Origin of the sequence: Mucilaginibacter robiniae (genome assembly GCF_012849215.1) — a bacterium.
Lineage (GTDB): Bacteria > Bacteroidota > Bacteroidia > Sphingobacteriales > Sphingobacteriaceae > Mucilaginibacter > Mucilaginibacter robiniae.
In genome coordinates this window covers 1,852,089-1,863,314 of record NZ_CP051682.1, presented here as the reverse complement: position 1 = coordinate 1,863,314, position 11,226 = coordinate 1,852,089, and the positions used below count along the sequence as shown (strand labels likewise).

The window sequence follows — 11,226 nt, the reverse complement described above, 5'->3', positions numbered from 1 at the left end:
ACTTTTTACCTACTTTTGTAAGTTTAATTGTGTGAATGAAAACTTACTTTCGGTTACTTTCCTTTGCTAAACCCATTGAGAAGTTTGCAATACCCTACTTTATAGCCACCACGCTTTCCGTTATATTCAATACGCTAAATTTAGCGCTATTGATTCCGTTGTTGCAAACGTTGTTTTTTAAAAATAATGATTGTACAGGTATTGCAACCCGAACAGCTGCTTCTAAGCCATCATTGTTGGATATGAGTGCAACGTTTAACTATTATGTTGATTTAATTGTCAGTAAATATGGTTCTTGGGGGGCTTTGCAGTTTGTTTGTGGTACCATAATAGTATCTGTATTCTTAAGCAACTTATTCCGTTATCTGTCACAACGCACTATGGAAAACATGCGAGCCCATACTTTGCTTAATTTGCGGAGGGCTGTTTTTGGTAACGTGCTGGATTTACACCTAGGCTACTTTAGCAACGAGCGTAAAGGCGATATCATCTCCAAAATAGCTTCGGATGTGCAGATTGTACAATACTCGGTTACCGGCACTTTGCAGGTGATATTTAAAGAGCCTTTACAAATCATATTCTATGTAGGCTTCCTGTTTGCCACATCCGTTAAGCTTACGGTCTATTCCATGCTGATTATTCCCATATCAGCTCTATTGATTTCTCGCATTGTAAAGCGCCTGAAACAACAGGCGGTTGCTTCGCAAAAAAGCTATGGTGTTATGATTAGCTACCTGGATGAAGCCTTATCGGGTATCAAAGTAATCAAAGCTTTTAATGCTGCTAGTTATACTAAACAGCGCTTTGATGAAGAAAACGTTAAATATACCAACCTGGTAAAATCAATGGCTCGCAGGCAACAGGCAGCCTCTCCGGTTTCTGAAGCTTTAGGGGTTACCATGATTGCTTGTTTGGTGTTATATGGAGGTTACTTGATCTTAAATAATCAATCTACTACTTTAAGTGCAGCAGCCTTTATTGGGTATATTGCCATGTTCTCGCAAGTAACAAGACCAGCTAAGGCTATTTCTGATTCGTTCAGCAGTATTCATTCCGGTATAGCTGCCGGCGAGCGGGTACTGCAACTTATTGACGAGAAACCGCTGATTACCGATGCACCTAATGCAATCACCTTAACAGGTTTTGAAAAGGGTATGCAGTTCAACAACGTGTCTTTTGCTTACGGCGATAAGGAGGTGCTGCATAATATTAGCCTGAATATTCCGAAAGGAAAAACGGTGGCCTTGGTAGGTCCATCAGGCGGGGGTAAATCTACCTTAATGGATATGATACCACGTTTTATTGAGCCGCAAAGCGGAACGATTACTGTGGATGGATATGACATTAATGCTGTTACTATGGATTCGTTACGTAGCCTGATGGGCATTGTAAACCAGGAATCTATTTTGTTTAATGATAGCATTTACAACAACATTGCCTTCGGTAAACCAGGAGCTACACCTGATGAGGTAGAAGCCGCTGCCCGTATTGCTAATGCGCATAATTTTATTCTGAGTACGGAAGAAGGTTATCAAACTAACGTAGGCGACCGTGGTACCAAATTATCTGGAGGCCAAAAACAGCGTATCTGCATTGCCCGTGCGGTGTTAAGTAATCCGCCTATTATGCTGCTGGATGAAGCTACTTCAGCGCTGGATACTGAATCGGAAAAGTTGGTGCAAGATGCGTTGAACAACCTAATGAAGAACCGTACCTCGCTCATTATTGCGCACCGCCTGAGTACTATACAAAATGCTGATTTGATAGTTGTACTGGAAGCAGGCTGCGTGGTGGAGCAGGGTACACATACCGAATTGCTGCAAAACAACGGCTTATACCGCAAGTTGATTGATATGCAAACCTTTCAGACTGCCTAACCTATGGCCTATCAAACCCAATCAGCCGTATTGTTTATTGTTTTTAAACGGCCTGATACCACAGCAAGAGTATTTAATCAAATTCGAGCTGCCCAGCCTAAACGTTTATATGTTGCCGCTGATGGTCCCCGGTATAACAAGCCTGACGAAGCTCAGCTTTGTAAGCAGGTACGTTTAATTTGTGAGCAGATAGATTGGGAATGTGAAGTGAAAAAGTTCTACCACAATGAAAACTATGGGTGTAAAGAAGCTGTTTCATCGGCCATTACTTGGTTTTTTGAACACGAGGAAGAAGGGATTATTCTGGAAGATGATTGCCTGCCCGCTGAAAGCTTTTTTAAATACTGCGATACCTTACTGGAAAAGTATCGATATGATACCCGTATTCGGCATATAGGTGGCGCTAATTTACAACAAGGTAAAATATGGGGTGATGGTAGTTACTACTATTCTAATTTAACTCACGTATGGGGCTGGGCAGGTTGGCGTAGAGTTTGGGAGCAATATGATAAAGAGTTAAAGTTGTATGAAGCCAGTGAAGTAAGAACGCAATTAGCTAAAATATTTACAGACCACTTGATTTTGGATAGTTGGGAAATAATATTCAATGACGTAAAGGCTGGTAAAGTTAATACCTGGGACTACCAACTTACTTTTTTAAATTTTTTTAATAACGGATTGTCAGTTATCCCGAACAGCAATCTAATTAGTAATATTGGTTTTGGTAGTGGTAGTACCCATGATATGGATGATATTAACAGCTATGCAGCTATACAACTACAAGAAATAAATGAAATAATAGCTCCTCAGTATATTTTACCTGAAAAGCAAGCTGATTTATTAACCCTTTCGTATGAATTTAATTTAGTCGAACGCTATAGGAAGCATAATAAATTAAGTCGACGGTTTAAAAGATGGATAAATGTAAAAAGTATCTAAAACAGATTTATACTAGCTTTTAAGATTAATTGCCTACAATTCTTTTAATCCATGTTTTATTAATCAGCATAACCAAACCCCAGGTAATTCCATAAACCAGTACAAAAGAGAATAGCTTAAATGCTAACAAAGCTATTAAAGACATGGTCATTACGTCAAGGTGTAACGGTCTGAAAATTTCAGGAATGGCATAGGTCACCAAAATAAAATGTATCAGATAGATACCAAAGGTAGTATCACGTGGTTTCAGATAATTTAGCCAGCTAAACCTTTTCACTTTAAGCAATAAAGCGAACATGGCTAATGAGTATAGTACATTACTGAAACGAATGGTATTGTAAGGGTCAAGGCTGTGGTTAGCTTTCAATATTACCGTTTCAAAAATTGAAACAGCGTAAGTAAGCAATACAAAACCAATCAGAACGGGGTACGATACCATTTGTATGCGGGTTTCGGTAATTACCCAATGTTTGCGAAGTTGTGCGCCTAGCCATAAGAAGAATACAAAGCCTAATATAGCTATGGTATGGCTAGGATCTACCCATTCATAATGAATGTTAATACAGTAAAATGTGGTGAAGGAGAGCAGCAGCAAACCAAATTTAGGGTTGTACAAGTAATTTTTGAAAATGAGCAGCAAGGTTATGCTCACCATAAAATTAATGATGAACCAATAATTGGTGTACAGGTAAGTAACACGAACACCTTCCAGAATATTGGTTAGATTAAAGCGCCCATCATGATACATGTTTTCTTTAACATGCAGGTTGATGATGAAACACAAAATGTACACTACCGACCAGAATAGCCACGGACCAAAGGTGTTGGAAAAACGACGTTTAAGGTACTGGCCCGGTGTATAATCCGTAAACTTGTCGCCTATTAAAAAACCTGCCAGCAAAAAGAAGGCAATGGTGCCAAATTTACTAATCTGTGTAAGCAACAGGTAAGCCCAGTACTTGGCTGAATTATTGGGGAAAACATAAGAATTTAAACTATGCTCGGCTACAATAGCCATCATGGCTAAGCACCTGATATGGTCAACAAAATCGTAATTTTTACGTTGAGGCTTGTCATTAATCAGGTTCTCTTCAGCGGGCATAAATTGTATTTAGTACAGTAATAGTGCAATAATATCAAATATTAACATCATAACCGGGTATTTGGTATGCAGCAGGTATAAAAGCCATAATAAAAAAGCCATCTGTTTGTTAAACAGATGGCCATACATACATAAAACTAACCTATTTACTACAATTTGAAGGCTAAACCAACTTGCCAAACCTGGTTACGGTAGGCCGGAATACCTGAACTGCCATTCGGATTGTTCTCTCTGAAATCAATGGTGTAGTTACCACGAAGCTCTACATTTTTGTTCAGGTCAATACCTACACCAAAGTTTCCGTCAACAAAGCTTTTATCACCATAGTAATTATAACGGCTCTCGTAATCAACAATATTGCCGGTGTAATTAGTATTGCGTGTAGTTGTCAGGAATGAAAACTGCGGACCAGCATAAATATTCAATACCGGAGCCACTTTAATTTTTAATAAGATAGGCACATCAATAAAGTTGGCGCGTTGAGTAAACCGGCTACCATCAGTAAAGCTGGCGCGATAACCTTTTTGTGAGTACAACACTTCTGGAACGATAGATAGCGGGTAAGCAATTGGAATATCCACAAACAAACCTGCATTAAAACCGGTTTTGGTGTTGGTGCTGAAGTCTGGGTTATCTGAACTTACCGTATTGGCAAAGTTTAACCCGCCGGTAAGTCCTACACGTACCTGGTAATAATCGTCAGAACGCTCTTGCGGACGGTACCAGCGGTGTTGTGCGTTAACCGATCCGGCTATCATTAGCACTAGGGCTAAAAAGAATAATTTTTTCATCATCTCAATAAGTTTTAATTAAACTGAATTGATTTTTAGATGATAACTTAGCCCATAGGTTTATTCAGTATCGAAAAAAAATTACATAAACGTTTAAAGGTGCATTTTGCACACTTAAACTATACTTTTACAAGGGTAGTTTACCCATTCCTTTATGAAGCAATCTGTTGTTAAAATTGTTGCCGTGATAATGCTGGCAGGCGTGTTTAGTTGTGCGCATGCGCAATCGCCAACTTATATTCAATCTTTAGATAAGCAAAATCATTGGGTTGATTCGGTTTTTAGCAAATTGAATCGCAAGCATAAAGTGTCGCAATTGTTTTTCATTCGCGCACATACCAACAAAGGGCAGGCTTATGCCGATTCAGTAGCTAAAGTAATTAAATGCCAACAACCAGGAGGATTGGTTTTTTTTCAGGGTGGACCTATGCGGCAAGCCATGTTAACTAATCAGTATCAAAAATTAGCGCAAATACCCTTACTGGTTGCTATGGATGGTGAGTGGGGGCTGGGTATGCGCCTGGATTCAGTAATATCTTACCCTTACCAAATGGCATTAGGTGCTATTCGTGATAATACACTGATTACCGAAATGGGTAGGCAGGTGGCTTATGATTTTAAGCGTTTAGGAATGCAGATGAATTTTGCGCCGGTTATGGATGTAAATAACAATCCGAATAACCCGGTTATTAATTACCGGTCGTTCGGTGATGATAAGTACAACGTAGCACAAAAGGCCATTGCCTATATGCAGGGTATGCAACAGGGAGGCTTATTAACTACCGCCAAACACTTTCCCGGTCATGGTGATACCAATGTGGATTCGCATTTTGATTTGCCACAGCTAAATTTTACACGCACAAGGCTGGACACCTTGGAAGAGTATCCATTTAAACAAGCTATCGCGGCAGGTATCAGTGGTATTATGGTAGCCCACATGAACATCCCGGCGCTGGATACCACACAGCATCTGCCATCAACCCTATCTCGGCCTATTGTGACCAACTTATTGCAAGATACGCTGGGCTTTAAAGGCTTGGTCGTTTCCGATGCGTTGGAGATGAAAGGCGTAACCAAGTATTTTCCGGCAGGGGAAGCTGATTTGCGGGCGTTTATAGCTGGAAATGATATTTTAGAATTATCAGAAAACTCAGCATTAGCTATCAAAAAAATTAAAAAAGCTGTTCGTAAAGGTGTCGTGCTTGAGGCAGAACTGGATGCCAAGGTTAAGAAAGTACTGGCTGCTAAATATTGGGCAGGCTTAAACCATTACCAACCGGCAGATACTACACATTTAATAGCCGACCTGAACCGTACTCAAAGTAAAACCTTAGTGCAACAGTTAAGCAATGCAGCTATAACCGTATTAAGAGGCGATACCTTGCTGCAATATCTTGACCCAACTAAAGCTACGGCTTTGGTAAGTATTGGGGTAGAAACGCCTACGGTTTACCAGCAGGAACTAGCCAGATACTTTACAGCCGGCCGTATGTTTCAGGTGAGTAAGGGAGCTTCTGCTAATCAGATGAGTGCATTACTTACTAATTTAAAAAGCTACGAGCAGATCATCATTGGCATACATGATACCCGACTTCGCCCGCAAAGCCAATTAGATTATACGGCTGGGTTAAAACAATTTATAGCCCGCTTGGCGGCTTATCCAAATACCGTGGTTAGTTTGTTTGCTAATCCGTATACGCTGGATACACTGCCGGGTATTGAGCAAAGCGGTGCATTACTGGTAGGTTACCAGAAAGATGAAGGTATGCAACGCGCCGCAGTAGGGGTAATTACCAAACAGTTTAAAGCTACTGGTAAGTTACCAGTACATATTGGCCTTACACGAAGCTTGTAGTATTGATGTGTTGTAATGTGAATTCTGAGAACAACATGACGCATAAGAATACACATCCGTTAAGCTAGCGTAAACAATAGCAGGTAAGCGGTGTTAGAGGGCTGGTAAACCTGAATGGCTACTACCAGTAGCCAAGTACTAAGCGCCATCTTTGTTGCATTAAAATGGAAAATACATTAAAGAAGTTTTGCAGAATTAAACTGGACACTATAAAACTTCATTTAGATAAAGAACTTAAAAAAGAAATTACCGCTTCTAAACTCGACAAAAGCCACAAGTGCGATGAGGTGATAGAAAAAGTAATTACCGAGCAGTATACTGGCATATTACAGTATATGCTTAAAGACTATGCCCATAGTAAGGTTACTATCGACCAAAAAGCTGATATGATGTCGGAGTTTACACGTTCGGCACTCACCTTGGCTGATGATTTTAAAAAGCAGTATTTGAAGTAAATATTAAATATAATTTAGTTTTAAAATACTACTACGGCCTTGATGCTTGCTGTAAATTAGTTACTACTATTTTATAGCAAATAGCGATACATAGTTCCGACGGTAATAATAAGCCAAAAATAAATCGCCTACCAGCAATAATGCTCCTGATGTTAAGCCGCTGGGCGCTACTACTGCATGAAATAAAACGATATTAATCAGTATCGGAAAAATCACTACAACCGCCAGTGTAACAAAACGGCCAGTAACAAAAGCTAGTCCACAAAGTAATTCCAGCACCTTCACAATGTTCATGATACCTACAACGGCCAAGCCATCGTTATACACTTTAGCCTGACCTGTTGCCTGCGGCATAGGCATCAGCTTAAAGAAAAAACTAACGGACGCAAACAGTAACAAAAGCCCCATTAGCGTACGAACGATAATCATGATAATTTTCATATATTGGAGATTAAATGGAACAAACTACAAAATATTGGTAATAGATGCAAGAGGAACTTTGGGCTAAGTAACTCATACAGAATAATTAACTAATACCCTTCATCTATAAGTGTTTTGTTTTACATAATTTACTGATATGCCACATATTACTTATGGCAGTGTATAGTCCTAAAGCTATTATAATGCAATAGTTGAATTCTGGAAAACACGTTTACCTTCCAAAGTTTTTAGTTTTATAGGTAGCCTTGCATCTAAATTGCCTACGGGTAAAAGCATGCATATATTATAAAAGCGATACAGACTGTACGCAACTATGTAGGTTAAGGCAGAAGCTTGTAAGATATTAAATAAGCTTCCAATCTACTTTCAAGTGTAATTAAATGGTATGAAATTATTGAAGTTATTACTTATTCTAATGCTTGTTTTGCCTTTAATTGCAGCATTGTCTTACTCAATTTTCGTTTATTCTGGAGGAGATAAATTTCTTGTAGTTCTTGTTATGAATATTATCGAGGTTTTGCTTATAACAAGTATAGGATACATGGGATACGCATCATTGACTAAGCCCTATAAAACAGGATGGCACTTGGGATTGATAATTGTTGTTGTGGCTTTGTATGCTTTACCAGCATATATTTTCATAAAGAATGTTAAGATAAATGGTTCAAGAAATTACTTATTAATTATACCTACGATTTACATTATTATATTAATGCTGAACATTTTTGCTTACTGGCAATCTTTAATTAAGATTAAAAAATAAAAGTTATTTCTTGAATAATTTTATCTCAACAAAAAAGGGATTGATATCAATCCCTTTTTTGTTGATTCTGCAAATTTTGATTCAGAATCAAGTGCCGTATTCAGGCGTAGTTATTTCGCTTTCCTCAAACTCGTAATCGCTTAGCGGCGGGCAAGAACAGATTAGGGTACGATCGCCATAAGTATCATTTACCCGACCTACAGATGGCCAGAATTTATAATCGGCTACGTAAGGCAATGGGAAACCTGCTTTTTGGCGGGTGTATGGATGCTTCCAGTCATTACCGGTAATTACAGCAGCGGTATGCGGTGCATTTTTCAGCGGGTTATCAGTTTTGTCTAACAAGCCTTTCTGTACATCATCAATTTCATGACGAATAGAAATCATGGCATCGCAAAAACGATCCAGCTCATGTTTAGGCTCTGATTCAGTAGGCTCTACCATCACGGTACCAGCAACCGGGAAGGATACAGTTGGTGCGTGGAAGCCATAGTCCATTAAACGTTTGGCAATATCGGTTACCTCAACGCCAAAGTTTTTAAAGGCGCGGCAATCCAAAATCATTTCGTGTGCGCAACGGCCGTTGGTGCCGGTGTACAATACTGGATAATGACCTTCCAGACGTGCTTTAATGTAGTTAGCATTCAGGATAGCGTATTGAGTAGCATTGGTTAAACCTTCGCCGCCCATCATGGCGATATAAGCATGAGAAATCACCAAAATAGAAGCCGAACCCCAAGGTGCGGCAGATACTGCCGGAATAGATTTCCCTTGATCGATATTGACTACGGCATGGCCAGGCAGGTAAGGCACTAAGTGTTTAGCTACGCCAATCGGACCCATGCCAGGACCACCACCACCATGCGGAATACAGAAGGTTTTGTGCAGGTTCAGGTGGCAAACGTCGGCACCAATATTAGCCGGACTGGTTAAACCTACCTGAGCATTCATGTTAGCACCATCCATATATACCTGTCCGCCATTTTCGTGGATGATATTACAGATCTCGATAATAGATTCTTCAAATACGCCGTGAGTTGACGGATAAGTCACCATCAGGCATGATAAATCATCTTTATGCTGCTCGGCTTTGGCTTTCAGGTCGGCTACATCAATGTTGCCGTTCTCATCGCATTTTACCACGATAATTTTCATACCAGCCATAGCTGCCGAAGCCGGATTCGTACCATGTGCCGAAGCTGGAATCAAAGCCACATTACGATGATGATCGCCACGGTCGTTATGGTAAGCACGAATCACCATCAGACCGGCATACTCACCTTGTGCACCAGCATTAGGTTGCAAGCTCATAGCCGCAAAGCCGGTAATTTCACTTAACCACTGGTTCAATTCATCAAACAGTTGCATGTAGCCGCCGGTTTGGTCGGTTGGTGCAAACGGGTGCATTTTGCTGAACTCTGGCCAGGTAACTGGTACCATCTCAGTAGTGGCATTCAGTTTCATGGTGCAAGAACCCAGGGCAATCATCGAGTGGCACAAAGAAAGGTCTTTTGCTTCTAATGATTTGATATAGCGCAGCATCTCATGCTCAGAATGGTGCGAGTTGAAAACTGGGTGAGTTAAATAAGCTGACTGGCGCTGCAACTCGGTTGGAATAACTGTTTGCAGATTGCTTTTCAGCTCATCAAAGTTTACATCATTCAGGTTTTTGCCTTTTACTTTAGCAAAAAAGCGAATAATGGTTTTTACATCTTCTACCGAAGTAGTTTCATCCAGAGCAATAGTAACGACAGAACCGCTATAATGCAGGTTCATTTCGTTGTTCAAGGCTTCTGAATGAATAGAACCGGCCAGTTCGCCAACATCAAACTTCAGCGTATCAAAATAAGCTTCGTTTAATTGTGGGTAGCCTAACTGCTGTAAAGAATTAGCCAACAACACGGCTAAGCCATGAACGCGTTCAGTAATCAACTTTAAACCTTGCGGACCGTGATAAGCGGCATACATACCAGCCATAATAGCCAGCAATGCTTGGGCGGTACAGATGTTGGAAGTCGCTTTATCCCGGCGGATGTGCTGCTCGCGGGTTTGTAAAGCCATGCGCAGGGCATAGTTACCGGCACTATCAATAGTAACACCGATGATGCGGCCTGGCATAGAACGTTTATATTCTTCTTTCGTAGCAAAAAATGCAGCATGGGGGCCACCAAAGCCCATTGGTACGCCAAAACGCTGGCTGGTACCTACCACAATGTCTGCACCCCATTCTCCCGGAGGAGTGAGGAGTACTAAGCTCAGTAGGTCGGCTACTACAGTTAATTTAATATTTTTGGTATGGGCTTGTGCCGCAAAATCAGCATAGTTATATACCGCACCATTACCGGCAGGGTATTGCACAATAGCGCCAAACATGTCATCGGTCAGCTCTACGGTGCGGTGGTCGCCTACCAGTAGTTGAATGCCGTAAGGTTCTGAACGGGTTTTTAAAATATCTATAGTTTGCGGGAACAGTTCTTCCGACACAAAAAATACGTTGGCTTTCTGGTTTTTACGTAAGCTATACTGCATAAACATAGCTTCGGCAGCAGCCGTACCTTCATCTAATAAAGAAGCGTTTGCAATTTCCATCCCGGTCAGGTCAATAACCATAGTTTGGAAATTGAGCAAGGCTTGCAGACGGCCTTGGGCAATTTCAGCCTGGTAAGGCGTGTATTGAGTGTACCATCCTGGATTTTCCAGAATGTTGCGCTGTATTACGCCCGGTACAATTACATCATAATAACCCTGGCCGATGTACGATTTAAATACCTTGTTTTTAGAAGCGGTTTGCTTCAAGGTATTCAGGTAATCAAACTCGCTTTTGGCAACCGGCAAATTCAAAGGCTTTTTCAGCCTGATTTGATTCGGTATAGTTTGTTCAATCAGTTCATCTAATGAATTTACGCCAACGGTTTTCAGCATTTTGGCGGTATCAGCCGCGTTGGGTGCAATGTGGCGGGCCTGGAATTTTTCCTGATAATCAATATTCAGTTTCATGAAATA

The 11,226-nt window shown here is 40.5% G+C and carries 9 protein-coding genes; 5 read left to right on the top strand and 4 right to left on the bottom strand.

All coding sequences use genetic code 11. The annotated features are described in order from the left end of the window. The first annotated feature begins 35 nt into the window (after positions 1-35). Both HH214_RS08200 and HH214_RS08195 read left to right on the top strand, forming a co-directional pair. A complete protein-coding gene (locus HH214_RS08200) occupies positions 36-1,877 on the top strand; it encodes an ABC transporter ATP-binding protein (RefSeq protein WP_169606862.1) in 1,842 nt (613 codons plus the stop codon). A 3-nt stretch (positions 1,878-1,880) separates the two neighbouring features. Further along, positions 1,881-2,816 (top strand): nucleotide-diphospho-sugar transferase, encoded by a 936-nt coding sequence (locus HH214_RS08195; protein WP_169606861.1) that lies wholly within the window; start codon positions 1,881-1,883, stop codon positions 2,814-2,816. A 25-nt stretch (positions 2,817-2,841) separates the two neighbouring features. On the opposite strand, the gene HH214_RS08190 is transcribed toward HH214_RS08195, so the two are convergent. Next, entirely contained in the window at positions 2,842-3,918 is a 1,077-nt protein-coding gene (locus HH214_RS08190; protein WP_169606860.1) for an acyltransferase, read from the bottom strand. Positions 3,919-4,067: 149 nt separating this feature from the next. Continuing rightward, positions 4,068-4,712: a porin family protein gene (locus HH214_RS08185; RefSeq protein WP_169606859.1), complete on the bottom strand. Its 645-nt coding sequence runs from the start codon at positions 4,710-4,712 to the stop codon at positions 4,068-4,070. A gap of 151 nt (positions 4,713-4,863) precedes the next feature. On the opposite strand from HH214_RS08185, the gene HH214_RS08180 reads away from it, so the two are divergent. Continuing rightward, entirely contained in the window at positions 4,864-6,564 is a 1,701-nt protein-coding gene (locus HH214_RS08180; protein WP_169606858.1) for a glycoside hydrolase family 3 protein, read from the top strand. A 164-nt stretch (positions 6,565-6,728) separates the two neighbouring features. Next, the gene (locus HH214_RS08175) at positions 6,729-7,019 is read left to right on the top strand and encodes a hypothetical protein (RefSeq protein WP_169606857.1); all 291 of its coding nucleotides are present in this window, start codon (positions 6,729-6,731) and stop codon (positions 7,017-7,019) included. A 66-nt stretch (positions 7,020-7,085) separates the two neighbouring features. On the opposite strand, the gene HH214_RS08170 is transcribed toward HH214_RS08175, so the two are convergent. Further along, positions 7,086-7,460 carry a DoxX family protein gene (locus HH214_RS08170; protein WP_169606856.1) on the bottom strand — a complete coding sequence of 125 codons (375 nt, stop codon included), beginning with the start codon at positions 7,458-7,460 and terminating at the stop codon, positions 7,086-7,088. A 385-nt stretch (positions 7,461-7,845) separates the two neighbouring features. On the opposite strand from HH214_RS08170, the gene HH214_RS08165 reads away from it, so the two are divergent. After that, a complete protein-coding gene (locus HH214_RS08165; RefSeq protein WP_169606855.1) occupies positions 7,846-8,223 on the top strand; it encodes a hypothetical protein in 378 nt (125 codons plus the stop codon). 87 nt (positions 8,224-8,310) lie between these two features. Here HH214_RS08165 and gcvP read toward each other — a convergent pair whose 3' ends face one another. Then, entirely contained in the window at positions 8,311-11,220 is a 2,910-nt protein-coding gene (gene gcvP, locus HH214_RS08160) for an aminomethyl-transferring glycine dehydrogenase (RefSeq protein ID WP_169606854.1), read from the bottom strand. Positions 11,221-11,226 lie beyond the last annotated feature (6 nt).